16 protein-coding genes are annotated in these 17785 nt (G+C 71.0%); 8 read left to right on the plus strand and 8 right to left on the minus strand.

Annotated elements, in window-relative coordinates; translation table 11 throughout:
- Nucleotides 1-176: 176 nt before the first annotated feature.
- From ACFWXC_RS22470 to ACFWXC_RS22480, 3 genes are all read right to left on the minus strand, one after another.
- The gene (locus tag ACFWXC_RS22470; RefSeq protein ID WP_384481209.1) at nucleotides 177-1664 is read right to left on the minus strand and encodes a glutamate synthase subunit beta; all 1488 of its coding nucleotides are present in this window, start codon (nucleotides 1662-1664) and stop codon (nucleotides 177-179) included.
- A 222-nt stretch (nucleotides 1665-1886) separates the two neighbouring features.
- On the minus strand, nucleotides 1887-2366 hold the full coding sequence (locus tag ACFWXC_RS22475) for a DUF1772 domain-containing protein (RefSeq protein WP_384481257.1): 480 nt from the start codon (nucleotides 2364-2366) through the stop codon (nucleotides 1887-1889).
- Nucleotides 2367-2515: 149 nt separating this feature from the next.
- Nucleotides 2516-3217 (minus strand): DUF2293 domain-containing protein, encoded by a 702-nt coding sequence (locus ACFWXC_RS22480; protein ID WP_384481211.1) that lies wholly within the window; start codon nucleotides 3215-3217, stop codon nucleotides 2516-2518.
- A 205-nt stretch (nucleotides 3218-3422) separates the two neighbouring features.
- On the opposite strand from ACFWXC_RS22480, the gene ACFWXC_RS22485 reads away from it, so the two are divergent.
- Nucleotides 3423-4055, plus strand: coding sequence for a uridine kinase (locus ACFWXC_RS22485; protein WP_384481213.1), 633 nt, complete (start codon nucleotides 3423-3425; stop codon nucleotides 4053-4055).
- 105 nt (nucleotides 4056-4160) lie between these two features.
- On the opposite strand, the gene corA is transcribed toward ACFWXC_RS22485, so the two are convergent.
- A complete protein-coding gene (gene corA / locus ACFWXC_RS22490) occupies nucleotides 4161-5288 on the minus strand; it encodes a magnesium/cobalt transporter CorA (protein ID WP_384481215.1) in 1128 nt (375 codons plus the stop codon).
- Between the two features lie 278 nt (nucleotides 5289-5566).
- On the opposite strand from corA, the gene ACFWXC_RS22495 reads away from it, so the two are divergent.
- Entirely contained in the window at nucleotides 5567-6361 is a 795-nt protein-coding gene (locus ACFWXC_RS22495; protein WP_384481217.1) for a methyltransferase, read from the plus strand.
- A 49-nt stretch (nucleotides 6362-6410) separates the two neighbouring features.
- Here ACFWXC_RS22495 and ACFWXC_RS22500 read toward each other — a convergent pair whose 3' ends face one another.
- Both ACFWXC_RS22500 and ACFWXC_RS22505 read right to left on the minus strand, forming a co-directional pair.
- Nucleotides 6411-7325 (minus strand): carbohydrate kinase family protein, encoded by a 915-nt coding sequence (locus ACFWXC_RS22500; protein ID WP_384481219.1) that lies wholly within the window; start codon nucleotides 7323-7325, stop codon nucleotides 6411-6413.
- Nucleotides 7322-8227, minus strand: a complete 906-nt coding sequence (locus ACFWXC_RS22505; protein ID WP_384481259.1) for a pseudouridine-5'-phosphate glycosidase — start codon at nucleotides 8225-8227, stop codon at nucleotides 7322-7324. Before ACFWXC_RS22505 ends, ACFWXC_RS22500 begins: the two co-directional genes overlap by 4 nt.
- Nucleotides 8228-8329: 102 nt before the next feature.
- On the opposite strand from ACFWXC_RS22505, the gene ACFWXC_RS22510 reads away from it, so the two are divergent.
- Nucleotides 8330-8758, plus strand: a complete 429-nt coding sequence (locus ACFWXC_RS22510; RefSeq protein ID WP_384481221.1) for a VOC family protein — start codon at nucleotides 8330-8332, stop codon at nucleotides 8756-8758.
- A 22-nt stretch (nucleotides 8759-8780) separates the two neighbouring features.
- Here ACFWXC_RS22510 and ACFWXC_RS22515 read toward each other — a convergent pair whose 3' ends face one another.
- Both ACFWXC_RS22515 and ACFWXC_RS22520 read right to left on the minus strand, forming a co-directional pair.
- Nucleotides 8781-9335 (minus strand): methylated-DNA--[protein]-cysteine S-methyltransferase, encoded by a 555-nt coding sequence (locus tag ACFWXC_RS22515; protein ID WP_384481223.1) that lies wholly within the window; start codon nucleotides 9333-9335, stop codon nucleotides 8781-8783.
- Nucleotides 9336-9386: 51 nt separating this feature from the next.
- Nucleotides 9387-10256: a glycerophosphodiester phosphodiesterase gene (locus ACFWXC_RS22520; protein WP_384481225.1), complete on the minus strand. Its 870-nt coding sequence runs from the start codon at nucleotides 10254-10256 to the stop codon at nucleotides 9387-9389.
- Nucleotides 10257-10533: 277 nt separating this feature from the next.
- Here ACFWXC_RS22520 and ACFWXC_RS22525 point away from each other — a divergent pair, with 277 nt between their 5' ends.
- From ACFWXC_RS22525 to ACFWXC_RS22545, 5 genes are all read left to right on the plus strand, one after another.
- Nucleotides 10534-11400 (plus strand): MHYT domain-containing protein, encoded by an 867-nt coding sequence (locus tag ACFWXC_RS22525; RefSeq protein ID WP_384481226.1) that lies wholly within the window; start codon nucleotides 10534-10536, stop codon nucleotides 11398-11400.
- 40 nt (nucleotides 11401-11440) lie between these two features.
- Entirely contained in the window at nucleotides 11441-13588 is a 2148-nt protein-coding gene (gene uvrB, locus ACFWXC_RS22530) for an excinuclease ABC subunit UvrB (protein ID WP_384481228.1), read from the plus strand.
- Nucleotides 13589-13746: 158 nt separating this feature from the next.
- Nucleotides 13747-14325: a TerD family protein gene (locus tag ACFWXC_RS22535; RefSeq protein WP_384481230.1), complete on the plus strand. Its 579-nt coding sequence runs from the start codon at nucleotides 13747-13749 to the stop codon at nucleotides 14323-14325.
- A 46-nt stretch (nucleotides 14326-14371) separates the two neighbouring features.
- Nucleotides 14372-16450: a TerD family protein gene (locus ACFWXC_RS22540; protein ID WP_384481232.1), complete on the plus strand. Its 2079-nt coding sequence runs from the start codon at nucleotides 14372-14374 to the stop codon at nucleotides 16448-16450.
- Between the two features lie 222 nt (nucleotides 16451-16672).
- Nucleotides 16673-17674: a TerC family protein gene (locus ACFWXC_RS22545; RefSeq protein WP_384481234.1), complete on the plus strand. Its 1002-nt coding sequence runs from the start codon at nucleotides 16673-16675 to the stop codon at nucleotides 17672-17674.
- Nucleotides 17675-17785 lie beyond the last annotated feature (111 nt).

A 17785-nucleotide genomic window follows, 5' to 3' on the forward strand; every position in this document is an offset into this window, starting at 1 on the left:
CACCGGCGTTGAACTCCAAGCCGCTCGCAGTCCACTTTCCGGCCCACCGGGAAGGGATTTCGTGAGCCGGGCGGAGAGCATGCCTCAGCGCTCCTCCTCCGGCAGTACTTCCGCCTCCTCCACAGGACCGAGAACCCGCCCGTCCTACGGCGGTCGTCCCGCATCCAGCCCTTCATCTACACGGACATCGGCCGGTCGTACGGCGATATCGGCGCCGGCAGCTGCGAACTCCCCGTCAGGTAGCGGTCGACGGCCGCCGCCACCGCCCGCCCCTCCGCGATCGCCCAGACGATCAGCGACTGCCCGCGCGCCGCGTCCCCGGCGGCGAACACACCGGGCACGTTCGTGGTGAACTCCGCGTCCCGGGCGATCGTCCCGCGCGGCTCCATCGCCACCCCCAGCTGGTCGATGAGCCCGTCCTCCCGGTCGGGTCCCGAGAAACCGAGCGCGAGGAGCACCATGTCGGCGGGCAGCGTGCGACCGGTCCCGTGCACCGGCTGCCGCGCCGCGTCCACCTCCGTCAGGTGCAGCGACCGCACATGCCCGCTCGCGTCGCCGGTGAAGCGGAGCGTCGACGCCGCGAACAACCGCGCGTCCGCGTGCGCATCGGGCGCCGTCTGCAGGTCCCGCGCCTCCTCGTGCGCCGCCGACAGCCGGTAGATCTTCGGATACGTCGGCCACGGCTCGACGTCCTCGTCCCGCTCCGCCCCCGGCTGCGCGTAGATGTCCAGCTGGGTCACCGACGCGGCCCGCTCCCGCACCGCCGTCCCCAGACAGTCCGCCCCCGTGTCACCCCCGCCCACGATCACCACATGCCTGCCGGCCGCCGACATCGGCGACCGAGCCAGATCCCCCTCGCCCACCCGGTTGGACAGCGGCAGGTACTCCATCGCCTGGTGTATCCCGTCCAACTCCCGGCCCGGCACCGGAAGTTCCCGCCACGCCGTCGCCCCGGTCGCGATCACCACCGCGTCGTACCGCGCCCGCAGCTCCGCCGCCCCGATGTCCCGCCCCACCGCCACCGACGTACGGAACTTCGTCCCCTCGGCCCGCATCTGCCCCAGCCGCCGCTCCAGATGGTGCTTCTCCATCTTGAAACTGGGGATGCCGTAGCGCATCAGCCCGCCCAGCCGGTCGTCCTTCTCGTACACGGCGACGGTGTGACCGGCCCGGGTCAGCTGCTGCGCCGCCGCGAGCCCGGTCGGACCGGACCCGATCACCGCCACGGTCCGCCCGGACAGTCGTTCCGGGGGCCGCGGCGAGGCGAACCCCTCCGCCCAGGCCCGGTCGGCGATGGCGCACTCGACGTTCTTGATCGTGACGGCCGGCTGGTTGATCGCGAGCACGCACCCCGCCTCGCACGGCGCCGGACACAACCTCCCCGTGAACTCGGGGAAGTTGTTCGTCGCGTGCAGCCGGTCGCCCGCCGCCCGCCAGTCCTCCCGCGACACCAGGTCGTTCCATTCGGGGATCAGGTTGCCCAGCGGGCACGCGTCGTGGCAGAACGGCACCCCGCAGTCCATGCAGCGGTCCGCCTGCTTGCTGATGATGGGCAGCAGCGCCCCGGGGACGTACACCTCGTCCCAGTCCCGGACCCGCTCCTCGACCGGCCGCCGCGGCCACTCCTCCCGCGGCGTGGTCATGAAACCCTTGGGATCGGCCATGGTCGACTTCCTCGTGTGCGTTTGCCCCAGGCCGTGCGTCATCGGGCGGTGCTCTTTCGGCCACGATACGTCCGCTCGGATGCGCCCGCAGAGTGGCCGGCAGCGCCTTCTGCCGGGGTTTCCTCAGGCGATCGCCAGCCGGGAGCCAGCCGGGAGCCAGGCAGAGGCCAGCCGGAGGCCAGTCGGGTGTCAGACGGGTGTCAGTTTTCTCCCGTGCCTCCCTCAGGACAGGGCCAGTACATAGACGACAGCCGCCGCGGCCGACGCGAGGGTGCGCACGTGGTTCCACCGCGTCCACTCACGTACATACGCCGGCCAGTAGGAGGCGGCCTCCGGGGTGCCCGGCTCCAGCCCGGCCAGCGCCTCGTTCCGGGGCACGTTCGCCACCAGGGTCAGCCCGAACGAACCGAACAGATACAGCGCGCTGCCCAGCAGCAGCTCCGTCTTCCCGTCGTCCGGCCACACCACGAACGTCACCACCGCGATCATCGCGCACAGCACCGCCGACCCGGCGAACACCAGCATGAACGCGGGCGTCACCGCGGCCCGGTTGATCGCGTTCATCGCGGCGACCCCCTGCGCCGGCGGCAGCGCGGCCAGCCCGCGCATCACGAACGTCGAGAACCCGCAGAACACCCCCGCCACCAGCCCGGCCCCCAGTACCCCCAGCAGGACCAGTACGTAATACGGCCCGTCGATCACGATCACCACACTCACTCTCGCCCCTCGCCTCGGACACCTCCGCCACTCAAGTCAATGCCCACGCCCGCCCTGCCTCCTACCTGCCCTGCCCGGTCTCCACAGGCCGGCTGCCCTGCCGGGCCTCCACCGGTCAGCTGTTCTGCCCGGCGTCAGCCGGTCAGGCGGATCTCCACCCCGGCCTCCCACTCCCGCAGTACCGCCTCCACCGTCCTCGCGATCCGCCGCCGCGCCTCGTACCGTGGCACCCCGCTCATCAGCAGCTGGTCGTACGGCGTGTCCACATGCCGTACCCCCGCCACCGCCGCCGAGACCACCGCCCCCTCCGTCAGCGCCCGCCCGGCCGCGGTCCGCCCCACCCGCCCGCTGCCCCGCAGCGAGGCGTGCGTCGCGATCGCCCGGGCCCGCTCCACCGGGCAGCCCGGGAACAGGCGCAGGATCTCTGCCGCGAAGGCGTCCGTGAACCGCACATCCTCCGCCGCCCGCCGTTTCGCGTCCCGCGCCCGGCGCCGCCGCCGTGCCTCGGCATCGGCCAGACACCGCGCCTCGGCCCGGGCCAGCGCGGCCTCCTCGACGAGGACGCCCTGCCGCTCGTACCGGCTTCTGCGCCGGTTGAACCGCACCACCACCGCCGACAGCGTGCTCTCCTCCCGCGACCGCCGGGTCAGCGCGGTGTCCCCGCGCGGCAGGAACACCAGATGCCCGAGATCGGCGCACTCCAGACACCGCGGCGCCCCGTCCTCCAGCACCAGCAACGACAACGGCCCCCGCCGACAGGCCGCACACCGCTTGTGCCGAAGGGGCTGCACAACCAGAAGTCCACCCTGGTGAGGGGGAGTTGCGAGGCGCGTCATATGCGGTTCTTTCCCCTTCCGGAGGAGGTATCCCACGTCCGCAAGGCGCCGGGCGCACGACCGGCGGTTCGGCCGGGAGCGGGAGCACGACCCGGTCGCCGTCGGCCATGGCCGCGGCTCAGGACAGCGGGCATCTTGAGGCACCTCGCCGGGGTGCCCCGGCCCCGCCCCCTCCGCAGCCCCGCCCACGCGGCATCATGACCTCGTGCGACTCGAAGCGATCACCTGGGACCGGCTCGCCGAGCGCCTTGCCGAGCGGCTGGCCGAGCTGAAGCCCGCCGACGGGGGCGCCTGGCCGCGTGTGGCCCTCGACGGTGCCCCGGCCGCCCGGCCCGGCGACCTCGCGGAACGCGTAGCGGAGGCGTTGCGTCTGCGGGGCCGGCCTTCGCTCGTCGTGGCCGCCGAGGGCTTTCTGCGCCCCGCCTCGCTGCGTCTGGAGCACGGTCGCCGCGACGCGGAGTCGTACTACGGCGGCTGGTTCGACACCAACGCCCTGTGGCGGGAGGTCTTCGGCCCGCTCGACCCCGGCGGGACCGGACGTGTCCTGCCCGACCTGTGGGACCCGGCCACCGACCGAGCCACCCGCAGCCCCTACGTCCAACTCCCGCTCGGTGGCCTCCTGCTGCTGCACGGACCGCTTCTGCTGCGGCACTGGTTCCCGTTCGACCTGAGCGTCCACCTCCTGCTGTCTCCCGGCGCCCTGCGCCGCCGTACCCCCGAATCCGAGCACTGGACCCTCCCCGCCTTCGAGCGCTACGAAGCCGAGAGCGACCCCGCCGGCACGGCCGACGTCCTGGTCCGCGCCGACGACCCGCGGCATCCGGCATGGAGCGGCTGAGCCACCCGCGGCAGGCCCGGCGATCTGCGCTCGGCGGTCGATCCGGCAAACCGCGCTTGTGAGGGCCGTGGGGGTCGTGGTCCTCGGTGCTGCCGGGTGTGGGGCTCAGAGCCAGCCGTTGCGCCGGAAGCCCCGGTACAGCACCAGACAGGCCAGGGATATGACGCCGATGACGAGCGGATAGCCGAACCGCCAGTGCAGCTCCGGCATGTGATCGAAGTTCATGCCGTACACCCCGCACACCATCGTCGGCACGGCGATCACCGCGGCCCAGGCCGTGATCTTCCGCATGTCCTCGTTCTGGGCGACCGTCACCTGCGCAAGATGCGCCTGGAGAATGGAGTTGAGCAGTTCGTCGAAGGACGCGATCTGCTCCTTGGCCCGCATCAGATGGTCGAGCACGTCCCGGAAGTAGGCCTGTATCTCCGGGGCGATCACCCGTATCGGCCGAGTGGTCAGCTCCTCCATGGGCCTGCCCAGCGGCACCACCGCCCGCTTCAGCTCCAGGAGTTCACGCTTCATCTGGTAGATCCGCCCCGGATCCGCCCGCGCCCCGTTCTCCGCGAACACGTCAGCCTCGACCTGGTCGATGTCGGCCTGCACCGCGTCCGTGACGTTCAGATAGTCGTCGACCACATGGTCCGCGAGCGCATGCAGCACCGCCGCCGGCCCCTTGGCGAGCTGGCTCGGCGTCGCCTCCAGCTCCTCGCGCAGCGGCCCCAGCGAGCCGTGCCGGCCGTGCCGTACCGTGATCACGAACTCCTCGCCGACGAACACCATGATCTCACCGGTGTTCACCACCTCGCTGGTGGCCGTCAGCTTCTCGTGCTCGACGTAACACACGGTCTTGAACACCGCGAACAGCGTCTCGCCGTACCGCTCCACCTTGGGGCGCTGATGGGCCTCGACCGCGTCCTCCACGGCCAGCGGGTGCAGGTCGAACAGCTCGGCGATGCCCGCGAACTCGCTGTCCGTCGGCTCGTGCAGCCCCAGCCAGACGAACCCCTCGCCCTTCTTGCGCACACGCTCCACGGCGGAGTACAGATCGCTGCACTCCGGGACCCGCACACCCTCCTCGTACGTCACGCAGTTGACCACCGAGGAGCCCAGCGGCGACCGCGCGTGATGGTTCAGGTCGACGCGGGGCCGCCGCCGGGCCAGCCGCGCCACCTTGCGCAGACCGCCGACCCTGCCCAGCTCTGTGACCTTCCGCAGATTCCCTGCCATCGTCATCCGGATCTCCTTGCATGGAACCCTTCGCGCAACGCTTCCGCGCTCTGCCGAGCAAGTCTGCCAGCCCGGCGTGAGACACGGGTAAGCCTGTGGGAGCAGCAGGTTCCGGTTGGTTCCCGCCTGTGGACAACCCGGCCTCGCGAGGCTTGTTCCCCTCCGCGCACCGGCCGGCCACGAGTTCCCCGTGTCCGGCGGCCGCACTCCCGCCATCCTCGAACCTCGATCGGACCGGAAGGCCGACCGTCCCGGACAACTCGGGCAACTGGGATGATCGCTTCATGACACAAGCCGACGGATATCTCCTCGACAACCGCCAGAGCGAGGCCGGACAGCGCTTCGACGCCTTCGCCGCCCTCTTCGACCCCACCACCTTCCGGCACCTCGAGGCGTTCGGTCTCGGACCGGGCTGGCGCTGCTGGGAGGTCGGGGCCGGCGGCACCTCGGTGGTGTCCTGGCTGGCCGAGAAGGTCGGACCGACCGGCCAGGTCGTCGCCACCGACATCGACACCTCGCTGCTCGCCACGGCCGCCCACGCACCGGTCGAGGTCCGCACCCACGACGTCGGCGCCGAGGAACCGCCGGGGGAGGGCTTCGACCTGGTGCACGCCCGGCTCGTCCTGGTCCATGTCCCGGACCGGGAACGGGCGTTGCGCTCCATGTTCAAGGCCCTGCGCCCCGGCGGACGGCTGCTGGTCGAGGACGCCGACCCCGCCCTCCAGCCTCTGACCTCCCCCTACGAGTACGGCCCCGAGCAGCGGCTCGCCAACCGCCTGCGCCAGGCTTTCCGCAAGCTCCTCGCCGAACGCGGCGCCGATCTGTCGTACGGCCGCAAACTCCCGCGGCTGCTGCGCGAGGCCGGGCTGCACCACGTGGAGGCCGACGCCTACTTCCCCGTCGCCTCGCCCGCCTGCACCGCCCTGGAGTCCGCCACGGTCCGGCAGATCCGCGGCCGGCTCGTCAGCGCGGGTCTGGCCACCGACGAGGAGATCGACCAGCACCTCGCCAACGTGGCGGAAGGCACCATGGACCTCGCCACGGCCCCGATGATCTCTGTATGGGGCCGCAAGGAGTAGACCCGCCGGGCAACGGCGCCTGCCCGCCGATTCCGGTCGCGGTGCCGTGTCAGCCGTGGACGGGAGGTCTGGCGCCCACACGTTCCACTGCCCTCGCGCCCGCCCGGCAGCCCTGCGCCGCCGCTTCCCCGGGACCCGCGCCGGCGACCAGCGCGGCGAGAAACGCCCCGGTGAAGGCGTCACCGGCGCCCGTGGTGTCCCGGGGCGTCGCCGGTTCGGCCGGAACCCGCGCGAGGACGCCGCCCGCCTCGGCGACCAGCGCACCGTCCGCCCCCGCCTTGGCCACCACCATCGGCACACGGCGGCTCAACTCGGCCGCCGCGTCCGCCGGATCGGGCAGCCCCGTCAGCAGACAGGCCTCGTCCCGGCTCGGCAGCAGGACGTCCACGCCCTCGACGAGAGCCAGGAAGCGGTCCACGCCCAGCGTCACGAGGAACCCGGCCGACGCCGGATCCAGGCTCACCGGCACGCCACGCGCGCGTGCCGACGCCAGGGCCACCGCCACCAGCGCCCGGCCCGGCTCGGAGAACAGCAGATAACCCGACAGATGCAGCCGGGCGACCCCGTCGAGCAGCGCGTCCGACCAGTCGGCGGGCTCCAGCCGCAGTGCCGCCCCGCTGTCCGTGAGAAAGGTGCGCTCGGCCGAGTCGCCGTTGTCGACCAGGCAGATGACCGTCCCCGTCGCCGCCTCGGGGTCCACCACGAGCCGTGGCCGCACCCCGGCCGCGAGCAGCTCCCGCTCGTGCCACGCGGCCGCGTCCGCACCGACCCGGCCCAGCAGCCGGACGTCCGCACAGCCCGTACGGGCGGCCCAGCAGGCCACGTTCGCGCCCGCCCCGCCGGGCACGGTCCGGATCACGGCGGCCGTGTCCGTGCCGGTGGCGAGCGGACCCCGGTGGCGCGCGACGACATCGGTGACGACGTCCCCGACGACCAGCAGCGCACCCTCTCCGGCTGCCCTCACCCCTTGGCCCACGCCGACGCGATCCCCGCCGCCAGCCGTACGTTGCCGCGTACGGCCGCCAGGTTGGCCTCCAGCGAGGCACCGTCCGTGTGCCGGACCAGATAGCCGAGCAGGAACGGCGTGACCGCCTGACCGGTGATCCCCTCCGCGTCGCACGCGCGCAGCGCGTCGGCGAGCACACGCGCGTGCAGCACGGGATCGAGCTGCTCCGCCTCCGGGACCGGATTCGCGACGATCAGCGACGTGTCCGCCGCGTCGAGCGCGTCCTGTGCCCGCATGACCTCCGCGACCTGCGCCGGGGTCTCCAGCGTCCAGTCGACGGGGTACCCGGAGTCGGACAGATAGAAGCCGGGGAAGCGGTCCGTGCCGTAACCGGCCACCGCCACCCCCAGGGTCTCCAGCCGCTGCAGGGTCGCCGGCACGTCCAGGATCGACTTGACGCCCGCGCACACCACTGTGATCCGGGTGCGCGCCAGCAGACCGAGATCGGCGGACTCGTCCTGGGTCACCGTCCACTCCCGGTGCACCCCGCCGAGACCGCCCGTCGCGAACACCCGGATGCCGGCCAGCGCCGCCAGCTGTGCCGTCGCCGACACGGTGGTCGCCCCGCTCGCCCCCGTCGCCACGGCGAGCGGGAGGTCGCGGTGGCCCAGCTTGCGGATCCCGTCCTCGTTGGCGACCCGCTCCAACTGGTCCTTGGCCAGGCCGACATGGGGCCGCCCGTCCAGCACGGCGATGGTCGCGGGTACGGCACCCTCGTGCCGTACCGCCTCTTCCAGCTCCAGCGCCACCTGGAGGTTGCGCGGGCGCGGCAGCCCGTGCGCGATGATCGTGGACTCCAGGGCCACCACCGCACGGCCCGCGCCGAGCGCCTCACGGACCTCTTCCGACATCACCAGCACCACGCGCCTGCCTCCTGTCCGTCGGTCTTCCCTCATCTCTGGCGGGCGGCACACCCGGCTAAACGCTTGCGGCCTGTGCCGGACGCCACCAGCCTGGGCCGCATGACGCATCACATGGCACGTCTGGACCATGTCGTCCTCTGGGTCGCGGATCCGGTCGCCGCGGCCGGCTTCTACGAGCGGATGCTCGGCCTGGAGCCGCTGCGGGTCGTCGAGTTCACCGCGGGAGAGGTGTCCTTCCCCTCCGTACGCGTCGACGAGGAGACGATCCTCGACCTCGCGCCGCACACCCTCGCCGCACGCATGCCGGCGCTCCCCGGCGCCGCCGACAGCGCGGGCCACCCGGTGAACCACATCTGTCTGTGCCTGGCGTCCGACGCGTTCGACGCCCTGCGCGCCCGCCTCGCCGAGCATGCCGTCCCCATGACCGACATCGGCCACGACTCCTTCGGCGCCCGCGGGAAGGCCCCGCGCAACTTCTACTTCCGCGACCCGGACGGCAATGTCGTCGAGGCCCGGCACTACGACTGACCGCCGCTCCCGCCGGGGCGCCTCAGAACAGCGGCTCGGGCAGGACGCCCTCCAGGGCGAGCAGCCTCCGCTTGGTCTCCAGACCGCCGCCGAACCCGCCGATGCCGCCGTCGCTCTCCACCACCCGGTGACACGGCACGACGACCGGCAGCGGATTGGCCCCCATCGCCGCGCCCACAGCCTGCGCCCCGCCGGGCTGCCCGACCCGCCCGGCCAGATCGCCGTATCCGACCACACTGCCGTAAGGGACACCGACGGCCAGTTCGCGCAGCACCTGCCGGTTGAAGCCGGAGATCAGCGACCAGTCCAGCGGCAGGTCGAAGCCCTTCCGCTCGCCCGCGAAGTACGCCCGCAACTGGCGTATCGCCTCGGCCAGCACCGGCGCGGCGGCATCCTCGACGGGCTCGGTGCCCAGCCGGGCCGCCAGCCGCTCCAGACTCCGCTCCCGCACCGCGTCCGTGGCATGGAAGACCACGGTGACCAGGCCCTCGCGGGTCGCCGCCAGCAGCAGCGGACCGATGTCGGTCTTCACGAGGGCCCAGACCACCCGCTGCCCGTACTGCCCTTCGCTGTCCATGCGACCCACCGTACGACCCGCCACTGACAACGCGGTCCCGCCCGGCCCCGCTCAGTTCGCGCGCAGCGCGGCCCGTACCACGTCCGGCTTGTTGGTGATGATCCCGTCGACGCCGTAGCCGACGGCCTTCCAGGTGGTGGCCGCGTCGTTCACCGTCCAGGTGAAGACACGCAGCGGCCTGCCGTGCGGGCCGTCGAACGAATGCACGGAAGCCACGTAGCCGGCGGAGATCGACCCCACCGACGGGTTGATCAGGTCCGTGAAGCGCGCGTACCCGTCCAGGGACGTCACGGGCGGTGTGCCGAGGTAGCCGGTCGTCACGTCGGGCCTGAGACCGTGCACGATGCGCAGGCTGTCCGCGCTGAAGCTCTGCACGACGATCCGGCCGAGGTGCGGGCCGTCCAGCCAGCCCTCGTTTCCCAGCAGCCTGACGATCTGCTGCTCGATGCCCGGGTACAGCTCCGGGTTCTTGATCTCCAGGAGCAGTTTCTCGTGGTTGCGCTCGATCCTGCGCATGTATTGCGCCAGCGTGGGCACGCGCGTGCCTGTGTACGAGGGTGAGAACCAGCTGCCCGCGTCCAGCCGGGCGATCTCCGCGGCGGTGAAGTCCTTCACCTTCCAGGGCGCCCGGCCGGGGAAGACCTGTTCGGCGTTGGTGGTGCGCGCGAGGCTGTCGTCGTGAAGGACGACCAGCCGGCCGTCCTTGGTGCGCTGGACGTCGTTCTCGACCCAGGTGAAGCCCAGCACGGCCGCCTTGTCGACGGCGGCCAGCGTGTTCTCGGGCGCGTAGGCGGAGGCGCCCCGGTGGGCGAGCACCGTGGGCTCGCGCGCGTCGCCGGCCCGGGCGGCGGGCACGGGACTGAGCAGGGCGGCCGTGCCCAGCAGCGCGGTGGTCGTGGCGGCGACGGCGCGCGCATGCATGTGTACTCCTCACGTCGGGCGAATACGGACAGCACAAGAGTGACAGCAGGGAGTCAACGGCGGTCGGGTACCGGATGGCCACAGATTGAATGGAGTTACCCAAGTCCGCTCACGGGTGCCGCACAACTGCGGCAAGGCCGTGTTTCTTTGCCGGAAAATCGTTCGACCATTCCGGGGCGGGTCATACTCTCTGCGTCAACCCTGACCGCCCGGGCGGTCCTGGGACGGGGGCGCATATCAAATATTCCGGGACGCAAAGGGTGAAGGGCAGCCACGTATGCAGGGCACGGTCGACGGATTCAGCTACGGGGTCGTCACCCCGCTGGTGGCCTATGTGATGGCCTGCCTCGGCGGTGCCCTGGGGCTGCGCTGCACGACCCGGGCGATGCTGGTGGTCCAGTCCTGGCGGCCCGCCTGGCTTGCCCTGGGGTCGGCCGCGATCGGCTCCGGCATATGGACCATGCACTTCATCGCCATGATGGGGTTCAGCGTCAAGGAGACGCCGGTCCACTACGACAAGGCGCTCACCTTTGCGAGCCTCGGCCTCGCCATCGTCATGGTGGGTGTCGGGATCTTCATCGTCGGCTACCGGGGTGCCACCGGAACCGCGCTCTTCACGGGCGGCACGATCACCGGCCTGGGCATCGCCTCGATGCACTACCTCGGCATGGCCGGCCTGCGCCTCAACGGGACTCTGGAGTACAACACGCTCACCGTGGGCGCGTCGGTGGTGATAGGGGTCGTGGCCGCCACCTCGGCCCTGTGGGCGGCCGGGCAGATCCGCGGCTTCCTGTGGAGCGTCGGCGCGAGCCTCGTCATGGGACTCGCCGTCAGCGGTATGCATTACACCGGTATGGCCGCCATGAGCGTCCACCTCCACAACACCGGTGGCGCGCTCCCCGGCGACTCGCCCGCCTCCCTGCTCGCACCCATGCTGATCGGCCCGCTGGCCTTCCTCTGCCTCGCCGCCGCCGTCGTGGTGTTCGACCCCATGATGATCATCGGCAGGCCCGACCGGCTGCGTGTGGAGCACAAGCCGGGTGTCCCGGCCGGCGAGGTCACCCACCACTCGAGCCGTCGCCCGCAGCTGCGCATCGGCCGCCAGCAGAGCCACCACAGCTCGCGTACTCCGCAGAATCGCTGATCAGAGCCGGTTGTCAGTGCGGGGTCGTACGGTGGAACCCATGCGGCCCGTTTCCCACATCGAACGCACGGTGGCGCCCTTCGAGGTCGTCAGCCCGTACCAGCCCAGCGGCGACCAGCCGGCGGCCATCGCCGAGCTGGCCAAGCGCGTGGAGGCCGGTGAGAAGGACGTCGTCCTCCTCGGCGCGACCGGCACCGGCAAGTCCGCCACCACCGCGTGGATGATCGAGAAGCTCCAGCGCCCCACCCTGGTGATGGCGCCGAACAAGACGCTGGCCGCCCAGCTGGCCAACGAGTTCCGCGAGCTCCTCCCGAACAACGCGGTCGAGTACTTCGTCTCGTACTACGACTACTACCAGCCCGAGGCGTACGTCCCGCAGTCGGACACCTACATCGAGAAGGACTCCTCGATCAACGAGGAGGTCGAGCGACTGCGCCACTCCGCCACCAACTCGCTGCTCACCCGCCGTGACGTCATCGTGGTCGCCTCCGTGTCCTGCATCTACGGCCTCGGTACACCGCAGGAGTACGTCGACCGGATGGTCCCGCTGCGGGTCGGCGACGAGATCGACCGCGACCTCCTGCTGCGCCGTTTCGTCGACATCCAGTACACGCGCAACGACGTGGCGTTCGCACGCGGCACCTTCCGCGTCCGCGGCGACACCATCGAGATCTTCCCGGTCTACGAGGAGCTCGCCGTCCGCATCGAGATGTTCGGCGACGAGATCGAGGCGCTGTCCACGCTGCACCCGCTCACCGGCGAGATCATCAGCGACGACCAGCAGCTGTACGTGTTCCCGGCCTCCCACTACATCGCGGGTCCCGAGCGCCTGGAGCGGGCCGTCAACGACATCGAGAAGGAGCTGGCGGAGCGCCTCGCGGAGCTGGAGAAGCAGAGCAAGCTCCTGGAGGCCCAGCGGCTGCGCATGCGCACCACGTACGACATCGAGATGCTCCGCCAGATCGGCACCTGCTCGGGCGTGGAGAACTACTCGATGCACTTCGACGGCCGCTCGCCCGGCTCTCCGCCCAACACCCTGCTCGACTACTTCCCGGACGACTTCCTCCTCGTCATCGACGAGTCGCATGTCACCGTGCCGCAGATCGGCGCCATGTACGAGGGCGACGCCTCCCGCAAGCGCACCCTCGTGGACCACGGTTTCCGGCTGCCCTCCGCCCTGGACAACCGCCCCCTGAAGTGGGAGGAGTTCCAGGAGCGGATCGGGCAGGCCGTGTATCTGTCGGCGACCCCCGGCACCTACGAACTGTCCCGCGGGGACGGCGTCGTCGAGCAGATCATCCGCCCCACCGGCCTCATCGACCCGGAGGTCGTCGTCAAGCCCACCGAGGGCCAGATCGACGACCTGGTGCACGAGATCCGCAAGCGCACCGAGAAGGACGAACGTGTCCTGGTCACCACGCTCACCAAGAAGATGGCCGAGGACCTCACCGACTACTTCCTGGAACTCGGCATCCAGGTGCGCTATCTGCACAGCGACGTCGACACCCTGCGCCGTGTCGAGCTGCTGCGCGAGCTGCGCTCCGGCGAGTACGACGTCCTGGTCGGCATCAACCTGCTGCGTGAGGGCCTCGACCTGCCCGAGGTGTCCCTGGTGGCGATCCTCGACGCCGACAAGGAGGGCTTTCTGCGCTCCGGCACCTCGCTGATCCAGACCATCGGCCGCGCGGCGCGCAATGTCTCCGGCCAGGTCCATATGTACGCCGACAAGATCACCCCGGCGATGGCGCGGGCCATCGACGAGACCAACCGCCGCCGGGAGAAGCAGGTCGCCTACAACACGGCCAACGGCATCGACCCGCAGCCGCTGCGCAAGAAGATCAACGACATCGTCGCGCAGATCGCCCGCGAAGAGGTGGACACCGAACAGCTGCTCGGCTCGGGCTACCGCAAGCAGAAGGACGGCAAGGCAGCCAAGGCCCCCGTTCCGGCCCTCGGCGACAAGGCGGCCAAGGGCGCGAAGGCCGGCAAGGCGGCCAAGGGCAAGGCGAAGGAAACGGTGCCGACCGACCGTCCGGCGGCCGAACTCGCCGAGCAGATCGAGGAGATGACGGAGCGTATGCGTGCCGCCGCCGCGGATCTGCAGTTCGAGATCGCGGCCCGGCTGCGTGACGAGGTCTCCGAGATGAAGAAGGAACTGCGCCAGATGAGGGAGGCGGGCCTGGCCTGAACCCCGAGCCGCCGCCGGACCCCGGCAAGGGCGCGAAGTGTTGCAACACCGACACAAACCGCGGGCCGGGGTTCGGCACTGTCAGTGGCGCTGCATAGGGTTTTGGACAACCGCGCACTAGGCGGCAACCGGGGACATCCGACGAGGGGACAGCAGCCGTGACCGTCAACATGACCAAGGGTCAGGCCATCAGCCTGGAGAAGAAGGACGGCGGCTCCCTGAGCTCGGTCCGCATGGGTCTTGGTTGGAAGGCGGCACCCCGGCGCGGGCTGTTCGGCTCGCGCACCCGTGAGATCGACCTGGACGCCTCGGCGGTGCTGTTCGCCGACAAGCAGCCCGTCGACGTCGTGTTCTTCCGCCACCTGGTGAGCGACGACGGCTCCGTCCGGCACACGGGCGACAACGTCGTCGGCGGCGCGGGTCAGGGCGGCGACGACGAGGCCATCCTCGTCGACCTCGCGCGCGTCCCGGTCCACATCGACCAGATCGTGTTCACCGTCAACTCGTTCACCGGCCAGACCTTCCAGGAAGTGCAGAACGCCTTCTGCCGGCTGGTCGACGAGACCAACGGCCAGGAACTCGCCCGCTACACGCTCGACGGCGGCGGCGAGTACACCGCCCAGATCATGGCGAAGGTGCACCGGACCGGCTCGGGCTGGACGCTGACGGCCCTGGGCGTGCCGGCCAAGGGCCGCACCTTCCAGGACCTGGTGCCCACGATCCTGCCGGTCCTCTAGGAGTAGCCCCGCAGCGCACGACACGACACACAGGGGGACATGGGCGATGGCGGCCGAGCTGGCGCGTGGGCAGAACCATCCACTCTCGCGGAACCGGATCGAGATCCGGATCTCGGCCGATGTGCCCGTCGTGGCCGGGGCCACCCTCGCCGACGACGGCGGCCGGGTGCGGGACGCCGACCGGGTGGCCCATCCGGGCGCACCCACCCTGCCCGGGATCGAGGTCTCCCGGCAGGCGGCCGCCGAACACCGGCTCGCCGTCGACCTCGACGCCCTGCCCGAGGCCGTGCACCGGGTCAGCGTCCTGATCGCCCTGCCCGCAGCCCCCGGCGGCCCGCTCCGCTTCGGCGCGGTCGCCCCGCCGCGCGCCGCGGTCACCGGCCTCGACGGCACCGAGGTGGCCGGCTACACCCTCGCCGGCCTGGATGCAGAGTCGGCCGTCGTGGCCCTGGAGCTCTACCGCCGTCAAGGCGCCTGGAAAATCCGTGCGGTGGGCCAGGGCTATGCGGAGGGCCTCGCCGCGCTCCTCGCCGACCAGGGCCTGCCCCAGGCCGCCGAACTCGCCTGCGGGATCGAGGAAGCGGTGGCGCGCGGTGCGGCCCGGGCAGTCCCGGTGCCCACGGACACCGACCGCTCCCGCCGTACGGCCGGCTCCGTCGCCGGCCCCGACCCGTCCGGCACCGCCGCCGGGTCCCCGTACGACGTTCAGGCCCCCGGCGACGGCAGCGATCAGCCGATCCTTTCCGGCGGACCTGGCGGACCTGGCGGACCTGGCGGACCCGGCGGACCTGCCGGACATGGCGGGCCTGCCGGACCGGAGCCGGTGCCCGGTGACGGCCGCTCCCCGGTCTCTGATGGACCCGCTGCCGCTGCCGCTGCCGCTGCCGCCGACGCGGCCACGTCCGCCGGCGGTCCCATCGACTACACGCATCCGAAGCGCCGCCAGGCCTCCCCGTCCACGGCCCCTGCGGCGCCCGCCCCGGTCGACGGGCCCGTGCCGCCCGTCGCGGGCGATGCGGTCGGCTGGTCCCTGGACGAGCGGCTGTACAACCAGGTCTGGGGCATGTTCGAGGACCTGGCCCGCTCCACCGCCGCGTACCGCAGTGCCGTCGACTTCGCCGAGTCACGCATGGAGAAGGAACTGGACCAGGTCCTCGCCGACCCACGCAGCCGCCTGGGTTCGACGGGAGACACCGCACGCGAGACGGCCCGCGCCCGGCAGGCCCAGCTGGTCGACCAGGCGCAGGCGGTCCTCGACCGCGACCTCGCCCAGCTCACCGCCGAGTCCGAGGTCGTCGAGCCCGCCCTGCCACCGGCGTACGCACGCTGGGACAACCCCGTCTGGCACGCCTACCGGGTACCGACCGAGCCGCCGATGGCCGTGCGACTGGGCGACCTGCACCTTGCGGAGAGCGACCCGCTGCGCATCCCGATGCTGGTCCGGCTGCCGCTGGAGCGGGGCCTGTGGATCGACAGCGGCCTCACCACGACTCCCGACGGTGACTTTCCCGACGCCGGTGAGCTGCGGCACCTCGCTCTGCAGACGGCGGTGGCGCTTGCGACCCGGCTGCTGGCCGCGCATCCGGCCGGGGAGTTCGGCGTACAGGTCATCGATCCGGCCGGTTCCGGGGCCTCCGCGCTCGCCCCGCTGACGGGAGCCGGCGTACTGGCCCGGCCGCCCGCGGCAGGTGCGACCGGTGTGGCGGAGGTGCTGGGGCGGCTGACCGAGCGTGTCGACCTGGTGCAGATGGCCCTGCGCGGCGGCGCGGCCGACGCCCTGCCGCCCGGTCTGGACACCTCGCGGCAGCTGCTTGTCGTCAACGAGTTCCCGCACGGTTTCGACGACCGGGCCGTCACCCAGCTGCGCTATCTCGCGGACGAGGGCCCGGACGTCGGTGTCCATCTCCTGCTGGTCGCCGACCGCGAGGACGCCGCCGCCTACGGACCGTTGCTCGATCCGCTGTGGCGTTCACTGATGCGACTCACACCGGTACCGGACGATCACCTGGCCGACCCGTGGGTGGGGCATGCCTGGACGTACGAGCCCTGCCTCGTGCCGGTCGGCAGCCAGGTGCTCCAGCAGGTGCTCAACCAGGTCGCGATCGCTTATACCAAGCGTATGTAAAGTCCTCTGACCAGGCAACTTGGTCTTTCTTTTGCCAATCGCTTTACCTTTCCTTGGTGATTGGGGTACTGTTTTCCTCACGGAGGGGAGTACTCCCTATCTGCTGCGGCGTACCCGTCAATACGGATCCGACTGGATCCCGGGGCGTCGGCCCGTCTCGGGTGGAAGAGACCTCCGGCAGCGACGACGCTGACCCTTTGCCATTCACGAACCGGAGGCGCAGTGGATGTATCCGTGACCCTTTGGGTCCTCACCATCTTGGGTCTGGCCGCCCTGATCGCGGTCGACTTCTTCATCGGCCGCAAGCCGCATGACGTATCCGTCAAGGAAGCCGGAATCTGGACTGTCGTCTGGATCGCCCTGGCCGGACTCTTCGGTCTCGGCCTGCTCGTCTTCGGCGGCGGCCAGGCCGGCGGCGAGTTCTTCGCGGGCTTCATCACCGAGAAGTCGCTGAGCGTCGACAACCTCTTCGTCTTCGTCCTGATCATGGCGAAGTTCGCCGTGCCCTCGCAGTACCAGCAGCGGGTGCTGCTCGTCGGCGTCCTCATAGCCCTGGTCCTGCGGGCCATGTTCATCGCCGCGGGCGCCGCGATCCTCGCCAGCTTCTCGTGGGTGTTCTTCCTCTTCGGTGCGTTCCTGATCTGGACCGCCTGGAAGCTGATCCAGGAGGCCCGGGCCGACGAGGAGGAAGAGGAGTTCGAGGAGAACAAGCTGCTCAAGGCCGCGGAGCGCAGGTTCGGTGTGGCCGACCGCTACCACGGCACCAAGCTGTGGATCCAGCAGAACGGCAAGCGGGTCATGACCCCGATGCTGGTCGTGATGCTTGCGATCGGTACGACCGACGTCCTGTTCGCACTGGACTCCATCCCCGCGATCTTCGGCCTGACGCAGGACCCGTACATCGTCTTCACGGCCAACGCCTTCGCGCTGATGGGCCTGCGGCAGCTGTACTTCCTCATCGGCGGACTGCTGAAGAAGCTGGTCCACCTCTCCTACGGCCTGTCGATCATCCTCGGCTTCATCGGCGTCAAGCTCGTGCTGCACGCCCTGCACGAGTCCGGCGTCCACGTCCCGGAGATCAGCATCCCGGTCTCGCTCGGCGTCATCTGCGCGGTTCTGATCGTCACCACGATCACCAGCCTGCGGGCCTCCAGGAAGCAGGCGGCGGCCGAGGCGGCGCAGAACCGGAGCGAAGGCGCTCCGAAGGACAGCATCGACGTCTGACCACGTCGGACGTAGGAACAACCACCCCGTGGAGCGGTGCGCAGCGCATTGCCGACCCACCGCTCCCGGTGCTTCGTTGGGTGGCGGAGCGTCCCCGGCCGGGGGCGCGGC

Origin of the sequence: Streptomyces sp. NPDC058683 (assembly GCF_042716195.1) — a bacterium.
GTDB lineage: Bacteria > Actinomycetota > Actinomycetes > Streptomycetales > Streptomycetaceae > Streptomyces.

What these genes read in the sequence shown, in the direction of transcription:
- ACFWXC_RS22525 (WP_384481226.1), top strand. Translation starts at nt 10,534, where the DNA reads ATGCAGGGCACGGTCGACGGATTCAGCTACGGGGTCGTCACCCCGCTG.
- ACFWXC_RS22470 (WP_384481209.1), bottom strand. Translation starts at nt 1,664, where the DNA reads ATGGCCGATCCCAAGGGTTTCATGACCACGCCGCGGGAGGAGTGGCCG.
- ACFWXC_RS22480 (WP_384481211.1), bottom strand. Translation starts at nt 3,217, where the DNA reads ATGACGCGCCTCGCAACTCCCCCTCACCAGGGTGGACTTCTGGTTGTG.
- ACFWXC_RS22510 (WP_384481221.1), top strand. Translation starts at nt 8,330, where the DNA reads ATGACGCATCACATGGCACGTCTGGACCATGTCGTCCTCTGGGTCGCG.
- ACFWXC_RS22515 (WP_384481223.1), bottom strand. Translation starts at nt 9,335, where the DNA reads ATGGACAGCGAAGGGCAGTACGGGCAGCGGGTGGTCTGGGCCCTCGTG.
- ACFWXC_RS22520 (WP_384481225.1), bottom strand. Translation starts at nt 10,256, where the DNA reads ATGCATGCGCGCGCCGTCGCCGCCACGACCACCGCGCTGCTGGGCACG.
- ACFWXC_RS22540 (WP_384481232.1), top strand. Translation starts at nt 14,372, where the DNA reads ATGGCGGCCGAGCTGGCGCGTGGGCAGAACCATCCACTCTCGCGGAAC.
- corA (WP_384481215.1), bottom strand. Translation starts at nt 5,288, where the DNA reads ATGACGATGGCAGGGAATCTGCGGAAGGTCACAGAGCTGGGCAGGGTC.
- uvrB (WP_384481228.1), top strand. Translation starts at nt 11,441, where the DNA reads ATGCGGCCCGTTTCCCACATCGAACGCACGGTGGCGCCCTTCGAGGTC.
- ACFWXC_RS22495 (WP_384481217.1), top strand. Translation starts at nt 5,567, where the DNA reads ATGACACAAGCCGACGGATATCTCCTCGACAACCGCCAGAGCGAGGCC.